The sequence below is a fragment of the Methylobacterium sp. Leaf113 genome (assembly GCF_001423325.1).
In the GTDB taxonomy this organism is placed as follows: domain Bacteria; phylum Pseudomonadota; class Alphaproteobacteria; order Rhizobiales; family Beijerinckiaceae; genus Methylobacterium.
Window position 1 is genome coordinate 449,447 of sequence record NZ_LMNJ01000001.1, and the last position, 15,651, is coordinate 465,097.

Below are 15,651 nucleotides of genomic sequence, written 5' to 3' on the forward strand. Positions count from 1 at the left end.
GAGCCTGCCACCGATGGATCGAATCCAGATTCCCGCCACGGACCGCTCTCCGCAGGTCGACTTCGACTTCGCGGCCGGGCACCTGTCCCTGCGGGGCGAATCCTACCCCGAAGATGCGGCCGCCTTCTTCGGGCCGTTGCTGCAGGCCCTGCGCGCCTACCTGGCGATCGCGTCCGAGACCCCGATCGTGTTCGAGGTCCGGCTGGCCTACTTCAACTCGTCAAGTGCCAAGGCGCTGATGAACCTCTTCATGCCGCTCGAGGATGCCGCCGAAGAGGGACGTCGGGTCACGGTCGAGTGGCGTTTCCTGGATGGCGACGAGACGATCGAGGAGGCGGGCGAGGACTTCGCGGCCGACTTCTCCCATGCACGCTTCGAGCTGGTGAGGGAAACCGCATGACGCGCGCAGTCAGAGCCGCGACTGGAAACACGCCGGAGAAGGTGTCGGATTCCTTCAGTCTCTACGACGCCGAAGAGGCCGTGCTGACCCGGACGGAGGCGATGCTCTCCGGCCTCTCCGATGTGGCTGGCGGCGTCCAGGCCCTGGCCGATGCCTATCGCCGAGGTTACCGCGAGCAGCGCCGTCTGGTGCGGATGAGCGACCGGATGCAGCTGGAGCTGCAAAAGGCCAATCATTGCCTCGCGGAGCAGCGCCGTGATCTGCAGTCGCTCAACGCGGCGCTCTCCAGCGAAATTGAGCTTCGGACGCGACTAGAGGCCGAATTGCGGCGTCTGGCCGACACCGACGATCTCACGGGTGCCCTCGCGCGGCGCCGGTTCATGGAGATCGCGGCCCGCGAATGGCTGCGCCACGAGCGCAGCGGCACGCCGGTCTGCATTCTCATGCTCGATCTCGACCGCTTCAAGCTTCTCAACGACAGCTTCGGTCACGCGGCCGGGGACGCCGCTCTGATGTCCTTCGTCACGACCTGCAGGGCCAACCTGAGGACCCTCGATTTCATCGGCCGTACCGGCGGCGAGGAATTCGCCATTGTCCTGCCGGATACGAGCCTGGAGATCGGGCATGCTTTCGCCGAACGCTTGCGGGACGCGGTCGCCGCGACGTCGGTGCCAGCGATGGACGCCGCGGTGACGATCACGGTGAGCATCGGTCTCGCCCAGGCGCGGCAGGGGGAGAGCCTGGAGAGCGCGATGCAGCGGGCGGATGCGGCCCTCTACACCGCCAAGGATGGCGGCCGGAACCGGGTCGCGCCGAGGCCGGACCCATCGGAGATCTCCGAGCATTCGATTCAGCCATGACGGACGAGGCCAACATCGAAGCCTTGCCCGCCAGCGGGGCGTCCGCATCGACGCGTGGCGGCTCCTTGCGGGGAGCCGGTCCGCGGCGAAGCAGCGATTTCATGAGCGCTGCCGGATTCCTGGACGTGACCTCCAACGATCCCGGGACCATGCGGCCCGGCGCACTTCGCGGCTCGGCGCAGGGACGCGACCTCGACAGTCTCGCACACACGTTGTTCCTGCGGATCTATCCCGTCATCGCCGTGGTCGTTCTGGTGACGCAGATCGGCATCGCCTGGGTGAACTATCGCGACCAGCTGCACCTCTACACCGAGCGGGCCGACCTGATGGCGGCGATCACCGCCAGTTCGATTGCCCGCCCGGAGTGGAGCGCCAGTCCTCAGGTCTACCACCGGCAGATGGAGGCTCTGACCCTCGACCCGGCTTTCCGTTCAGCCACGCTCCGCGATGCGAACGGGACGGTGCTGATGACCCTTGGCGAGACGCGGCGCGCGCGGTCCTTCGAACTCATCTCCGCTCAGGCGGATCTGGTTGCCGCCCCCGGCACTGCGCCGGTGGGCCGGCTGACCCTGTCGATCTCGGCCGAGGACCTGCGCAGCAATGCCGAGAAGCAGGGCATCCTCGCGGTCGTCACCAGTCTCATCCTGATGCTGGCGTTTGTTCTGACCCTGCACGCCAACGTGCGGCGCCACGTGCTGGCACCCTTGAAGCGCCTGCTGCTCGCCATGCGCGAGGTCGAGCACAAGCGCTGGGTGGCGGTGGAACTCGACGGAGCCTTCCGGGCCAGCAACGAGATCGACGTCATTTCCCAGGCCTTCAACCGTATGGTCGACGGCCTGCGCTCCGGGGACGAGGCGAAGCAGCTTCTGCAGCAATTGGAGCAGGCTCATCGCAAGCTCGCGGACGCCAACCACCTCGTCATGGAGAGCATCGGCTATGCCCGGCGCATCCAGAGTTCGGTCCTTCCCGACCGCAAAGCCCTCGATGGCACCGGCCTCGAGGTCGCGGTTCTATGGGAGCCGCTTCATCTCGTAGGCGGCGATTATTTCTGGCTCGAGGAGATCGACGGGCTCGGCATCCTGCTGGTCGCCGATTGTACCGGGCACGGCGTGCCAGGCGCCTTTCTCACCCTCATCGTCGCCACGGCCCTGGACCGGCTGATCCACGAGCGCGGCCTGCGTGATCCCGCCGCCATCCTGATGGCCCTTGACAAAATGGTACGGACGCAACTGCGCCAGGATGGCCGCGGCTCGGAATCGGATGACGGGCTCGACTGCGGCCTCTGCATCTGGGACCCGGAGGCGGCGGAGATTCGCTTCGCCGGTGCCGGCACGGCCCTGACCACCATCGACGGCGCGGCGGTGACCCGCATCCGCGGTGCCAAGCGCGGGATCGGCTATCCTCGGCGAACGGGCGAACACATCGCCATCGAGGAGTCGCGCCTGCGCGTCACCCCCGGGATGACCCTCTACCTGATGACCGATGGCATTACCGACCAGATGGGCGGCGCGGGGCCGACCCGGCGTCTCCTCGGCCATCGGGGCGTGACGGACATCCTCGCCAGCCATCAGTCGGCAACCCTGTCGGAGCAGGTGGCGATCCTCGACACAAACCTCGCGGCTTACCGAGCCGGCGAAGGCCGCCGGGATGATATGACCCTCGTGGCCTTCCGGCCGAAGGCGATGCCTCGCGCAATGTGAGCGCGAGGCAGGCGGCCGGATCAGCCCCGGCGGATGAGGGTGCCGGCACCGTAATCGGTGAACAGCTCCAGCAGCACGGCGTGGCTGACCTTTCCATCAAGGATGACGACCGCCTCGACGCCCTGCTCCAGCGCGTAGATGCAGGTTTCCACCTTCGGGATCATGCCGCCGGTGATGGTCCCATCGGCGATGAGCCGGCGGCAATCGTCGATCGACAGTTCGGGAATCAGCTTCTTGTCCTTGTCGAGTACGCCCGGGACGTCGGTGAGCAGCAGCAGGCGCTTGGCCCGCAGGGCGCCCGCGATCGCGCCCGCAAACGTGTCGGCGTTGACGTTGTAGGTCTGGCCATCGGCCCCGAACGCCACCGGTGCGAGGACGGGGATCAGTTCCGCCTTCAGCACCGCGTCGAGCACTCCACGCTCGACATGCTCGGGCTCGCCCACGAGGCCGAGGTCGACTTCCTGCTCGGTCTGGCTCTCGGGATCGATGATGGTGCGGGTGGCCTTCTTGGCCCGGACCATGTTGCCGTCCTTGCCGCAAAGACCGACCGCGCGACCGCCCTCGGCCGAGATCCAACCGACGATCTGCTTGTTGATCGAACCGGCCAGAACCATCTCGACCACCTCGACGGTGGCCTCGTCGGTGACGCGCAGGCCGCCGCGGAACTCCGATTCGATGCCGAGTCGACCGAGCATCCGACCAATCTGCGGGCCGCCGCCATGGACGACGATCGGCTTCAGGCCGGACTGCTCCAGCAACACGATGTCCTCGGCGAAATCCTCGGCCGCCGCGCGGTCGCCCATGGCGTGGCCGCCATACTTGATCACGACGATTTCCTGATCGTAGCGCTGCATGTGCGGCAGGGCCTGGACCAGCACCTCGGCGCGCACATGAACGTTGGGCAGCGGTTCTTTCATCGTGGGGCTCGTCCTCGATGGCGCGTCGGGCACCGCGCGCGACGCCGGGCTTCTAACGCAGCCACGCGACGGTGCGAAGCAGCACCGGTACGAATTTCGCGAGGGAGCGACGGATTTCGCCAGGGCCGGCAAGGCGATGGGACGGTTCGGTACTGCGGGCGCGTGTCCAATGCTCCCGACCGTTCCAGCTTCGCTCAGCGTAAGCCTTCCTTAAGGTTGATGATTGATGATCGTCCCATCGCCGGGGATCCTGCACCATGCTGAATGCCGATCCGTTCCATCCGCGTCCCACGCTGCTCCATCCCAGCCATATCGCCATCGCGGTCGATCAACTCGGCCCGCAGGCCGGGTCTTCCTCCGAGATGTGGCGGCTCCTGACCGACCATTTCACGGTCGATCTCGACGCGGTCGCAGCCCTTCTGCCGCGCTCGGAGCCCGAGCCGCATTGGCTGCGGACGCGCGGCTGACAGCACCACGACAGGTCAATTGTCGCGCGCGTCATCGCTGACGGCACTGCGTCCAACGATAAGAACCGATGCTGGCACACGCCATGCTTGGCCTGACTCGGGAAAAGCTTCTTCCAAGAACAACGAGACGAGGAACACCAAGGCAACGATCACGCGGCCGCTCGAACGCCGGAGCCATCCCGCGGACCTTATTCGCCATCTCGAACAAGGGGTCCGTCATGTCCGAATTGCTGTCCGTTGCCCTCGTTTGCGCCGCGACCCTCTTGGCCAAGGATTGCTCGCGCGACACCGCCCTCGACATCATCGTCTCGCCGGCGCGAACGCCGATGGAGTGCCTGATGCACGGGCAGACCCTGGCGGCCTCGACAGGTCTGCCCGGCGGCGATGATCGTTATCTCAAGGTGACCTGCGAACGTCGCCACGCCGATCTGCGTCACCTGCGCCGGGCCGGCTACGCCGCCGCCATCGTCCTCGTGCGCCGCGACGCGATCTGAACCCTCGGCGCCGGCCGATGTGGGTCTGCGGGGAAAGCCCGATTCAGGTGAGCGTCAAGGTCTCTCCCGTGGTCAGTACGCCGCCTGCCAGCACCTCGGCGTAGACGCCGCAATCGGTGTGGCCGAGGTGCTGGGCAAGTGTGCGCGGGATCGCGAGGTCGCGCTGGCCCGTCGCCGGATCGACATTCGTCGCCGCGCAGCGCTGGGTCCGTTTGTGGATGTGGAGGCGCACCCCGCCCGTCGTCGTGATCGTGCGGTCGACGAGATCGAGTTCGGCCCAGGGTGCCAGCCCCGAGACGTGCAGATTCGCCCGGAAGCGCAGCGGGTCCACGGCTGCGCCGGTGAGATCCTCCAGGGCTGCGACGCTGGCGAGGTTGAGGAGCGAGACGAAGCCGCGCGGGGAATCCGTGAATCGGTATCCCGCCGGCGCGGTCAAAACCTTGGCCGGTCCACGTAAGGACCCTGGTATGTATTTGGTCAGGAAGGCCTCGATGGCTGCACGTCCCTCCGGACGGGCGAGGTCGCCGCGTATCGCCACCGTGCCGCCCTGGCGGATCGTCAAGGTTCCATCCTGAGGGTCGTAGCGCGTGTCGAGTTGCGCCAGCGCCTCGTCGCGCATGAGCATCAGGAACTTGATCTTCGGCTGATGGACCGGAGCCTCCGGATCGAAGCCCGAAGGACCGTTCTCCACCGCAAACAGGCGGTCTCCTGGAAAATAATCCCCCGCCGTCAGGCTCGCCTGCGTCATCGCCTCGGGCGAGAGCCCCTTCACCGGGTAGCGATAGAGGGCGTCGAGGTGCAGGCAGGGGGAGTCGGTCATGTGCCAAGCGTGGCCCTGAAAAGCGGCGCAGCGCAAGTCCGCACCGGCTCTGAAATCCGTCGCGTTCCGAACCCTTGTGGTGCCGATATGCAACACCACATCCTGGTGACCGGTGGCGATGTGGCGCCGGGGTCTCCAGCGGCACCGGCCGTGGGGGCGACGTCTCGGCGACCGGCCGTGCCGCATGAAGCGGGCGGTGGGTCGAGCCGACACGGGGAGGTGGAACACCGATGAATTTCGAGATCTATACCGAACGCGCCCGCGGCTTCGTGCAGGCGGCGCAAAGCCTCGCGATGCGCGAGGGCCATCCGCAATTCCAGCCGGGCCATATCCTGAAGGTTCTGCTCGACGATCCCGAGGGCCTGTGCGCCGGTCTGATCGACCGGGCGGGCGGCCAGTCGCGGGTTGCGCTCGCACAGACCGAAGCCTGGCTCGCCAAGCAGCCGAAGGTGTCCGGCAACGCGTCCCAGCCGCAGGCGACGCGCGAACTCGTGCGCCTGTTCGACACGGCCGAGAAGGCCGCCGAGAAGGCCGGCGACAGCTACGTCACCGTCGAGCGCCTGCTGCTCGCCCTTGCGGTCGAAAAGGACACCGAAGCCGGCCGGGCGCTTGCGGCTGCCGGCGTAACGGCCGCGTCGCTCAACGGCGCCATCAACGCGCTCCGCAAGGGCCGCACCGCCGACAACGCCACTGCCGAGAACGCCTACGATGCGCTCAAGAAATACGCCCGCGACCTCACGGAAGCCGCGCGCGAGGGCAAGCTCGACCCGGTGATCGGTCGCGACGAGGAGATCCGCCGCACGATCCAGGTCTTGTCCCGGCGCACCAAGAACAACCCCGTCCTGATCGGCGAGCCCGGCGTCGGCAAGACTGCCATCGTCGAGGGGCTGGCGTTGCGCATCGTCGACGGCGACGTGCCGGAATCCTTGCGCGACAAGAGCCTTCTCGCCCTCGACATGGGATCGTTGATCGCCGGTGCGAAATACCGCGGCGAATTCGAGGAGCGGCTGAAGGGCGTGCTCTCCGAGGTCACGGCTGCGGAAGGCGGCATCATCCTGTTCATCGACGAGATGCACACCCTCGTCGGGGCTGGCAAGGCGGACGGGGCGATGGACGCCTCGAACCTGCTGAAGCCCGCTCTGGCACGGGGCGAGCTCCACTGCGTCGGCGCGACCACGCTGGACGAGTACCGCAAGCACGTGGAGAAGGACGCCGCCCTGGCGCGGCGCTTCCAGCCTGTCTTCGTGTCCGAGCCGACGGTCGAGGATACGGTCTCGATCCTGCGCGGAATCAAGGAGAAGTACGAGCAGCACCACGGCGTGCGCATCCAGGATGCGGCGCTGGTGGCGGCCGCGACCCTGTCGAACCGCTACATCACCGATCGTTTCCTGCCGGACAAAGCCATCGATCTGATGGACGAGGCCGGGTCGCGCCTGCGCATGCAGGTCGATTCGAAGCCTGAGGAGCTCGACAATATCGACCGCGAGATCGTGCGCCTGAAGATCGAGGGCGAGGCCCTGAAGAAGGAGACCGACTCCGCTTCCCGCGACCGTCTGGTGCGGCTGGAGAAGGAGCTGGGCGACCTCGAGGAACAGTCCGCCGCGATCACCTCGCGCTGGAAGGCCGAGAAGGACAAGTTGGGGGCGGCTGCCGAGCTCAAGAAGAAGCTCGACGAGGCCCGCAACGATCTCGCCTCGGCCCAGCGTCAGGGCCAGTATCAGCGCGCCGGCGAACTCGCTTACGGCGTGATCCCTGGTCTTGAGCGTCAACTCGCCGAGATCGAGGCGCAGGCCGAGAACGCCATCGTGCGCGACGGCATGGTCGAGGAGGCGGTGACTCCGGCCCATATCGCGGGCGTCGTCTCGCGCTGGACCGGGGTGCCCGTCGACAAGATGCTGGAGGGCGAGCGCGACAAACTCCTGGCCATGGAGAATGCGCTGGGCGAGCGCGTGGTCGGTCAGCGCGAGGCGGTGGAGGCGGTGGCGACCGCCGTCCGCCGGGCTCGCGCCGGCCTCCAGGATCCGAACCGGCCGATCGGCTCGTTCATCTTCCTGGGGCCGACCGGCGTCGGAAAGACCGAGCTGACCAAGGCTTTGGCCGGCTTCCTGTTCGACGACGACACGGCGCTGGTTCGCCTCGACATGTCGGAATACATGGAGAAGCACTCCGTGGCCCGGCTGATCGGCGCGCCTCCGGGTTATGTCGGCTACGAGGAGGGCGGTGCGCTCACCGAGGCCGTGCGGCGTCGTCCCTATCAGGTCGTGCTGTTCGACGAGATCGAGAAGGCGCATCCGGACGTGTTCAACGTCCTGCTGCAGGTGCTCGATGACGGGCGCCTGACGGACGGCCAGGGGCGGACGGTGGATTTTCGCAATACGCTCCTGATCATGACCTCGAATCTCGGTTCGGAATACCTCGTCAATCAGGGCGACGGCGACGACACCGATGCCGTGCGCGAGGAGGTGATGGGAGTGGTGCGCAGCCACTTCAGGCCGGAATTTCTCAACCGGATCGACGAGATCATCCTCTTCCACCGCCTGAAGCGGTCCGAGATGGGGGCGATCGTCGAGATCCAGTTGAAGCGCCTGCAGAAGCTCCTCGACGAGCGTAAGATCACCCTCGACGTCGAGCCTGAGGCGCGCGACTGGCTCGCCGACAAGGGCTACGACCCAGCCTACGGGGCGCGCCCCCTGAAGCGGGTGATCCAGAAGGCGGTGCAGGACCGGCTGGCCGAGCAGCTCCTGTCGGGGTTGATCCACGACGGGGAAGCCGTGCCGGTGCAGGTCGGTCCGCTTGGTCTCACGGTCGGCAAGTCCGGCCTCAGCACCGAGCGCCGTCCGGAGAGCGTGACTCTGAACTGATCGGTTCCGCACGACGCGATCAGAAAGGCCCGCGACGGCTCCCGCCGCCGCGGGCCTCGCCGTTTCAGAGGTTTACTGTCCCGAATGCAGGATCACCCGCCGGAGGCGGCCGTCGAGATCCCGGAAGCGGGCGCCGATGCCCCGGACGGCGCAGGTCTGAAAGGTGTCGCCGGCAAAGAAGCCCCGTGCCCCTTGCTCGCGGCAGGCCAGCAGGGGCGGGACCAGCACGGCGCTCAATCCAACAAGAAGGACCAGCGCCATGTTCAGGAGAACGGCACCGAGCCAGCCGAGTGGAGACAGGAACGGCTTGTCCGAGGCGCCCGTATCCTCGTCCGGACGCCGCAGGTCGCGAACGGCCGCGCTTCCGCGCCGACGCTCCGCCATCCGCGTATCGAGGTCACGGACCTTCAAGATCTCCGTCACCGACAGTCCTTCCACGCCAAACCTTTTTTCGCCGGACCTTTTACGCCAAGCCCCGTGATCATCGCGGTCGAACCATCAAGGAAGCCTGAAGGCGCAATCCTCGCAGTCACCGACCGCCTGACAAACCGACGTCAAGCTTGTGAACGGGCGTGAATTCACCTTGAGCAGCGGCAGCATTTGCGGAAAATGCGCGCGCACCACTGCTTCCCTCATTCTCAGGACGTCCCGATGTCGACACCCACGCCGGAGCGAAAGGCCGACTCCGCCGCGATGGAGAGCGCCCTGTCACGGGCCGGCATCCGGTTTACCGCCTGGGCTGAGAAGTGGTTTCCGGATGCCTTCATCTTCGTGGCCATCGCTGTGGTCATCGTGGCGCTGGGTGCCCTGGCCAACGGGGCACCGGCTCCCGCCATTGCCAAGAGCTTCGGCGATGGCTTCTGGAGCCTGATCCCGTTCACCATGCAGATGGCCTTCGTGACGATCGGCGGCTACGTCGTGGCGACGGCGCCACCGGTCCAGGCGCTGATCGACCGCCTCGCCGCCATCCCGAAATCCGGCCGTGGGGCCGTCGGGTTCGTGGCCGCGGCGACCATGCTGTCCTCGTTCCTGAGCTGGGGCCTCAGTCTGATCTTCGGCGGCCTGCTCGCCCGCGCCCTGGCCCGCCGCACCGAACTCCGCATGGATTACCGTGCCGCCGGAGCCGCCGCCTATCTGGGGCTCGGCGCAACGTGGGCGATGGGCCTCAGCTCCTCGGCCGCCCAGCTCCAGGCCAATGCTGCGAGCCTGCCCAAGGCGCTCCTGCCGATCACCGGCGTGATCCCCTTCAGTGAGACCATCTTCCTTTGGCAGTCGATGCTGATCGCCGCGATCCTGTTCGTGATGTCGGTGATCATCGCCTACGCATCGGCGCCACGTCCGAACACGGCCGTGACCGCCGAGGATCTTGGCGTGAACGTTGCCCGCGAAAAGACCGATCTCGGGCGGCCCGAGCAGCCCGGCGAGTGGCTGGAGCATTCCCCGATCCTGACGATCCTGCTGGTGGTGATCGCGGGCGGCTGGATCTACCAGGAGTTCGCGCGCCAATCCTGGATCACCGCGATCTCGAACCTCAACACCTACAACCTGCTGTTCATCACCCTCGGTCTGCTGCTGCATTGGCGCCCCAAGCGCTTTCTCGTGGCGGTGGCGAAGGCCGTGCCGGCGACCGCCGGCATCTTGATCCAGTTCCCGCTCTATGCAGCCATCAGCGCGATGTTGACCGGGCCGAAGAACGCGGTAGGCATCTCGGTTTCCGAGGTCATCACCCACGCCTTCGTCAGCCTGAACACCACGGGCAGCTTCCCAATTTCGATGGGTGTCTACTCGGCGGTGCTCGGCTTCTTCGTGCCTTCGGGTGGCGGCAAGTGGCTGCTGGAAGCGCCCTACGTGATGCAGGCGGCCAACGAGCTGCAGGTCCATCTCGGCTGGGCCGTGATGGTCTACAACGCGGCCGAGGCCTTGCCGAACCTGATCAACCCCTTCTGGATGCTACCACTGCTCGGCATTCTCGGACTGAAGGCGCGCGATATCGTCGGATTCAGCTTCCTGCAGCTTCTCATCCACCTGCCGGTGGTGCTGTTCCTGCTCTGGGCCCTGGCCTTCACGCTGACCTATCACCCGCCGGTAATGCCGTAGGCAGGAGCCGGAAGCCGGACGGGAGGAGCAAACTCATGCGGTTCGCCATCCTCCCGGTCCTGTCGATCCTTCTTGTCGGGAGCTTGTCCGCCGTGGCCCAAGACCGCTTGCTGCCCCAAGACCGCCTGCTGGCCCAAGACCGCCTGCCGCCGATACCAGCCGATGCCCTCAGCGCCGAACAGAAGGCTGCGGCGGAGGCCTTCCTGGTGGCGCGTAAGACACCGGTGTTCGGGCCGTTCGTGCCGCTGCTGCGCAGTCCCGAATTGATGACCAATGCCAGCACCATGGGCCTGCACCTGCGCTACCGCAGCGTGCTGCCCCTGCGCTTGAGCGAGTTCATCATCCTGATCACCGCCCGGGAATGGACGCAGCAACTGGAGTGGCACATTCACGCGCCGATCGCCCTGAAGGCGGGCCTCGATCCGGCCATCGTCACGGCGATTCAGGAAGGCCGGCGGCCGGACGCGATGGACCCTGAGGAGACGCTGGTCTACGCGTTTTCGACGGAATTGCACCACAACAAGGCGGTCAGCGACACCACCTACGCGCGTGCGGTTCAGACCTTCGGCGAGCAGGCCGCCGTGGAGATGGCGGGGATCAATGGCTACTACACGCTGCTCGCCATGAGCATGAACATGGCGCGGACGGCGCTCCCCGAGGGCGTATCGCCGCCCCTGCCGCCCCTGATCAGGTAAGGGGCTGTGTGTCGATCCTGGCGACGGGGTGGGCTGATCGACCTTCGGCTTCGCGCCAATGCGGCGACGTATCCGCGTCCAGCCTCCGCTTGACGTCGCACCGCAACGTCGCCGGTCGTCACACCGATGACTGCGACAAGCCAATCGTTGGCGCCCAAGCGCGAGCGATCACCGGCTCGACGTCGGTTGCAGACTCAGACGGTGCCGATGGCACCGGCTAGCGGCGTTGGAACGTCGGCCGCGAGACGCCTGATCGCCTCGATGACGATCGGATTCAACGCTGGGTCGGAATGAGCGCCGCGACGGCGATCAGCAACCAGCCCCCCATCAGCAGGACGCCACCGATCGGCGCCGCCATGGGGAACAGTGCCGTGCCGTGCAATGCCCGCAAGGCGAGATCGCCGGCGAACAGCGTGAGCCCAAGGACGAGGCCGGCGCCGGCAAGGCGCGTGACCGGCCGATGCGTCGTGCCCGTCGCTGAAAGCGCGGCGAGGGCGAGAAGCGCGGGGGCGTGAAACAGCAGCAACTGCGCCGCGGTCTTCAGACTGTCGGCTCCGCTGACATGAGCAGCGGCCGCGCTCGCCGCGACGCCGAGGAGCCCGGCGAGGGCGCCAAGCGCCAGGAGAGCGCGATCGAGGCCCTTCATGCGCCGCGCTCCTGGAGCAGCCGGGCGACGCTGGCACGCAGTTCCGGCACGCCGCGATCATCGCGACTCGAGGTGAGCAGGATCTCCGGATAGGCCGCCGGGCGCCGGGCGATGGCGGATTGCACCCCGGCGATGCGGGCATCCATTTCGGATTTCTTCAGCGCGTCGCCCTTGGTCAATACGATCTGGTAGCTCACGGCGGCCTTGTCGAGGCCGTCGAGGACGTCGGTGTCGATGCTTTTCAGGCCGTGGCGCGAATCGATCAGCATGAAGACGCGGGCGAGATTCGATCGACCCTTCAGGTAGTCGTGGATCAGGTCGGTCCAGGCTTCGACCTTGGTCTTCTCCACGGCCGCGTAGCCGTAGCCGGGCATGTCGACCAGGGTGAGCCGGCCGCCGATATCGAAGAAGTTCAGCTGCTGCGTCCGTCCCGGCGTGTGCGACGTCCGCGCCAGGGTGTTGCGGCCGGTGAGCGCATTGACGAGGCTCGACTTGCCGACGTTGGAGCGGCCCGCGAACGCGATCTCGACGCCTTTCATCGGCGGCAGGGCGGGCACGTTCGGAGCGGAGGCGATGAAATCGGCTGCACCGGCAAACAGCAGGCGACCGGCCTCCAGCAGGGCGGCATCGTCTTCGGCTTGGGACATCGGGCGGCTCCGGACGAAGGAGAGGGCGTGCCCACCACTCTCGCGAGCCGACACACCGAAAACAGGAAGTCCTCCCCGTTGCGAAACGGAGAGGACCGGGTGGGGAAGCGTCGTCTTGCGTATCGACGAAGCGATCAGCTCTTGGCGACGGCGTTCTTGTCGGCGGTCTTGCGCCGGAACATGCCCCGCAGGTTGTCCCAGAGCTCTACCTTCACCCCGTTCCGTCGCATGATCACGTATTGCTGGATCACCGACAGAGTGTTGTTCCAGGCCCAGTAGATCACCAGACCGGCGGGGAACGAGCCCAGCATGAAGGTGAACACGATCGGCATAAAGGTGAAGATCTGCGCCTGAACCGGGTCCGGCGGCGCGGGGTTCATCTTCATCTGGATGAACATCGTGATGCCCATGATGATGGGCCAGATGCCGAGGTGAATGAAGTCGGGTGCCGCGAATGGAAGCAGGCCGAACAGGTTGAGGATATTGGTCGGATCGGGCGCCGCCAGATCCTGGATCCACCCGAAGAACGGCGCGTGCCGCATTTCGATGGTGATGAACAGGACCTTGTACAGCGCGAAGAAGACCGGGATCTGGATCAGCACCGGCCAGCAGCCGGCAACCGGATTGATCTTCTCCTTCTTGTACAGCTCCATCATCGCCTGCTGCTGTTTCATCTTGTCGTCAGCATAGCGCTCGCGGATCGAAGCCATCTCCGGCTGCACGGCCTTCATCTTGGCCATGGACTGATAGGACTTGTTGGCGATCGGCAGGAACAGCAGCTTCAGGCAGAGGGTCACCACCAGGATCGCGATGCCGAAATTGCCGAACAGGTGGAAGAAGAAGTCCAGTGCCCGGAACATCGGCTTGGTGATGAAGTGGAACCAGCCCCAGTCGATCAGCAGGTCGAACTGCTTGATGTTCTGGTTCGCCTGATAGGCGTTGATGGTGTTCACTTCCTTCGCGCCGGCGAAGAGCTGCTGCGTCGTGGTCACGGAGGCGCCAGGCTGGATCACCTGGACGTTGCCGAGGACATTGGCCTGGTAGACCTTGGTGGCGCCGTCGGTCCGCTCGGTGAAGCTACCGGTATAGGGCGTCGCCTGGTCGGGAATGGCAGCCGCGGCCCAGTACTTGTCGGTGATGCCGACGAAGCCGCCGGTCACGCCCGTCCAGGTCTTGCCCTTGGTGCTGGCATTGCCAAGCGCCGGTTCCTTGGCGAGGTGATCGTAGGTGTATTCCTGCAGGCCGTCGGCGCCGAGCACGCCGATCATGCCTTCGTGCAGCACGTAATAGCCCTGGGTGTGCGGCTTACCCCAGCGCGAGACGAGGCTGTAGGGATAGAGACTGACGGCGTTGCCGCCCTTGTTCTCGACCTCGTCGCGGACCGTGAACAGGAACTTGTCGTCCACCGCGATGATGCGCTTGAACAACAGACCGGCGCCGTTGTCGTAGCTCAGCGTGACCGGCTTGCCCGGTGCCAGGGTGGTGGCGTCGGCCGTCCACACCGTATCGCCGTTGGGCAGCGGCCCGGCATTCTGACCGACCCAGCCGAATTCGGCGTAGTACGGATTCTCGGTGCCGGTGGGCGAGAGCAGGACGATGTTCGGGCTCTTGTCGTCGACGGTCTCGTGGTAATTCTTCAGCGAGACGTCATCGATGCGGCCGCCCTTCAGGGCGATGGAGCCGGCCAGCGCCGGCGTATCGATGGTCACCCGCGGCGAGCGAGCAATCGCGGTTTCACGCGAGACAATGCCGCCGGCGCTCGAAGCGCCCGGCAGGGTCCCGGGGACGGGACTGGCCGGGCCGCCTTCCTTCGGACTTGCGCTCGGCACGCCGTCCGGACCGGCAGCCTGACCCGTCGCTTCCGTCGCTGCCCTGTTCTGCAAGGCGGCCTGGCGTTGCTGCTCCACGCGCGGGGCGGCGATGAAGTAGTTCCAGCCGAGCAGGACCGCCAGCGACAAGGCGATCGCGACGATCATGTTCGTCTTGTCATTACCCATCGGTTGGTCCGTCGCATGCGTTGGGAAGTGGGGAGGGCGCGTTCGCGCGAGCCGATCCGGGACCGGGCACCGCGACGGAGGCCGTCGCGCCCGAGGCCAATACCGGAGCCGTCGCCGATGCGCCAGACGCAGGCGCGCCTTTGCCGCGTCCGCGCCGGCCGGGACGCGACTCCGCAGGGTCGGATTTCGGGCCCTGCGGCTTGGTCACGACCGAGACGGCGCGGCGCAGATCGTCAACGAGAGTCGCGAAAGGGACATGCAGTGCCGGTCGTCGGGCCACCAGCACCACATCGGCCGGGCGGACCGGCAGGTCGCCAGCGGCCTGCGTCACGGCAGCACGAAGACGCCGCCGGATGCGATTGCGCTCCGTGGCGTCACCGACGCGCTTCGTAATGGTGAAGCCGATACGCAGCCCGTCGCCGGGCTGATCGTGGGTTGAACCGTCCAGAGACGGGTCCACGGCACGGATCAGGCCCTGTGCCGATAGACGTTCGTTGTGGAAACGACGCCCGCTGGCAGCCGCCAGGAACTCGGAGCGCCGCGTCAGCCTCCCGATCGTCGACAAGGTCGACCCGATCTCGCTGCCGGTCCTGCGGTCCCTGGCTGACATGATGGTGTGGCGCGCCGCCGTGACGGCGCCGCCAAGCTCTTAGGCCGAAAGCTTCTTGCGACCGTGGGCGCGACGGGCAGCGATGACCTTGCGGCCGCCAGCGGTCGCCATGCGGGCACGGAAACCGTGACGACGCTTACGCACGAGCTTGCTGGGCTGATAGGTTCTCTTCATGGCGCGATCTCCGAATGGCCGAGGATCGATCCGGGCCGCACCGAAGGCCGCGCCGGATATTCACTCGCCCTGAAATGTGTCTGCAAGCGCGAACAGCGCCCATCAAGGGCGCCGCGTCGCGATGGCGCGGCTTATGCGGCAACGACCCCTGCAAGTCAATTCCAGATGACCGTCAGGCGTCGAAATCGGCAAACGGGATCGGTGCCAAGGTCCAGTCCCGATTCGCCGCCGAATTGGTCGCGAAGGTCGTCGGCAAGCTGGTCGCC

The 15,651-nt window shown here is 66.4% G+C and carries 16 protein-coding genes; 8 read left to right on the plus strand and 8 right to left on the minus strand.

The window, feature by feature from the left end; all coding sequences use genetic code 11:
• Positions 1 to 13 precede the first annotated feature (13 nt).
• The 3 genes from ASF60_RS02090 (at position 14) to ASF60_RS02100 (ending at position 2,960) form a co-directional block, all read left to right on the plus strand.
• Positions 14 to 400 (plus strand): DUF1987 domain-containing protein, encoded by a 387-nt coding sequence (locus ASF60_RS02090; RefSeq protein ID WP_056179483.1) that lies wholly within the window; start codon positions 14 to 16, stop codon positions 398 to 400.
• Entirely contained in the window at positions 397 to 1,260 is an 864-nt protein-coding gene (locus ASF60_RS02095) for a GGDEF domain-containing protein (RefSeq protein ID WP_056179486.1), read from the plus strand. The genes ASF60_RS02090 and ASF60_RS02095 overlap by 4 nt, the downstream gene beginning before the upstream one ends.
• Positions 1,261 to 1,361: 101 nt before the next feature.
• Entirely contained in the window at positions 1,362 to 2,960 is a 1,599-nt protein-coding gene (locus ASF60_RS02100) for a SpoIIE family protein phosphatase (RefSeq protein ID WP_244478291.1), read from the plus strand.
• A 20-nt stretch (positions 2,961 to 2,980) separates the two neighbouring features.
• On the opposite strand, the gene argB is transcribed toward ASF60_RS02100, so the two are convergent.
• Positions 2,981 to 3,877, minus strand: a complete 897-nt coding sequence (gene argB, locus ASF60_RS02105; protein ID WP_056179492.1) for an acetylglutamate kinase — start codon at positions 3,875 to 3,877, stop codon at positions 2,981 to 2,983.
• Positions 3,878 to 4,134: 257 nt separating this feature from the next.
• Between argB and ASF60_RS02110 the strand changes: the two genes are divergently transcribed.
• Together ASF60_RS02110 and ASF60_RS02115 are read left to right on the plus strand one after the other, a co-directional pair.
• Positions 4,135 to 4,344 (plus strand): hypothetical protein, encoded by a 210-nt coding sequence (locus ASF60_RS02110; protein WP_056179495.1) that lies wholly within the window; start codon positions 4,135 to 4,137, stop codon positions 4,342 to 4,344.
• A 218-nt stretch (positions 4,345 to 4,562) separates the two neighbouring features.
• The gene (locus tag ASF60_RS02115) at positions 4,563 to 4,838 is read left to right on the plus strand and encodes a hypothetical protein (RefSeq protein WP_056179498.1); all 276 of its coding nucleotides are present in this window, start codon (positions 4,563 to 4,565) and stop codon (positions 4,836 to 4,838) included.
• 43 nt (positions 4,839 to 4,881) lie between these two features.
• Here the strand turns inward: ASF60_RS02115 and ASF60_RS02120 are convergent, their stop codons facing one another.
• Positions 4,882 to 5,658 carry an MOSC domain-containing protein gene (locus tag ASF60_RS02120; RefSeq protein ID WP_056180072.1) on the minus strand — a complete coding sequence of 259 codons (777 nt, stop codon included), beginning with the start codon at positions 5,656 to 5,658 and terminating at the stop codon, positions 4,882 to 4,884.
• 230 nt (positions 5,659 to 5,888) lie between these two features.
• On the opposite strand from ASF60_RS02120, the gene clpB reads away from it, so the two are divergent.
• A complete protein-coding gene (clpB, locus tag ASF60_RS02125) occupies positions 5,889 to 8,519 on the plus strand; it encodes an ATP-dependent chaperone ClpB (RefSeq protein WP_056179501.1) in 2,631 nt (876 codons plus the stop codon).
• Between the two features lie 72 nt (positions 8,520 to 8,591).
• Here the strand turns inward: clpB and ASF60_RS02130 are convergent, their stop codons facing one another.
• Positions 8,592 to 8,942 carry a hypothetical protein gene (locus tag ASF60_RS02130; protein ID WP_156633758.1) on the minus strand — a complete coding sequence of 117 codons (351 nt, stop codon included), beginning with the start codon at positions 8,940 to 8,942 and terminating at the stop codon, positions 8,592 to 8,594.
• A gap of 228 nt (positions 8,943 to 9,170) precedes the next feature.
• Here ASF60_RS02130 and ASF60_RS02135 point away from each other — a divergent pair, with 228 nt between their 5' ends.
• Both ASF60_RS02135 and ASF60_RS02140 read left to right on the plus strand, forming a co-directional pair.
• Positions 9,171 to 10,616, plus strand: coding sequence for a short-chain fatty acid transporter (locus tag ASF60_RS02135; RefSeq protein WP_056179508.1), 1,446 nt, complete (start codon positions 9,171 to 9,173; stop codon positions 10,614 to 10,616).
• 35 nt (positions 10,617 to 10,651) lie between these two features.
• A complete protein-coding gene (locus ASF60_RS02140; RefSeq protein ID WP_244478292.1) occupies positions 10,652 to 11,311 on the plus strand; it encodes a carboxymuconolactone decarboxylase family protein in 660 nt (219 codons plus the stop codon).
• Positions 11,312 to 11,585: 274 nt separating this feature from the next.
• Here ASF60_RS02140 and ASF60_RS02145 read toward each other — a convergent pair whose 3' ends face one another.
• From ASF60_RS02145 to rpmH, 5 genes are all read right to left on the minus strand, one after another.
• Positions 11,586 to 11,957, minus strand: a complete 372-nt coding sequence (locus ASF60_RS02145) for a DUF423 domain-containing protein (protein ID WP_056179511.1) — start codon at positions 11,955 to 11,957, stop codon at positions 11,586 to 11,588.
• Positions 11,954 to 12,604: a ribosome biogenesis GTP-binding protein YihA/YsxC gene (gene yihA, locus ASF60_RS02150; RefSeq protein WP_056179514.1), complete on the minus strand. Its 651-nt coding sequence runs from the start codon at positions 12,602 to 12,604 to the stop codon at positions 11,954 to 11,956. Before yihA ends, ASF60_RS02145 begins: the two co-directional genes overlap by 4 nt.
• Before the next feature lie 134 nt (positions 12,605 to 12,738).
• Positions 12,739 to 14,601, minus strand: a complete 1,863-nt coding sequence (yidC, locus tag ASF60_RS02155) for a membrane protein insertase YidC (protein ID WP_056179517.1) — start codon at positions 14,599 to 14,601, stop codon at positions 12,739 to 12,741.
• Positions 14,594 to 15,166, minus strand: coding sequence for a ribonuclease P protein component (gene rnpA, locus ASF60_RS23365; protein WP_082507687.1), 573 nt, complete (start codon positions 15,164 to 15,166; stop codon positions 14,594 to 14,596). Before rnpA ends, yidC begins: the two co-directional genes overlap by 8 nt.
• A gap of 84 nt (positions 15,167 to 15,250) precedes the next feature.
• Positions 15,251 to 15,385, minus strand: coding sequence for a 50S ribosomal protein L34 (rpmH, locus tag ASF60_RS02165; protein WP_055947927.1), 135 nt, complete (start codon positions 15,383 to 15,385; stop codon positions 15,251 to 15,253).
• Positions 15,386 to 15,651 lie beyond the last annotated feature (266 nt).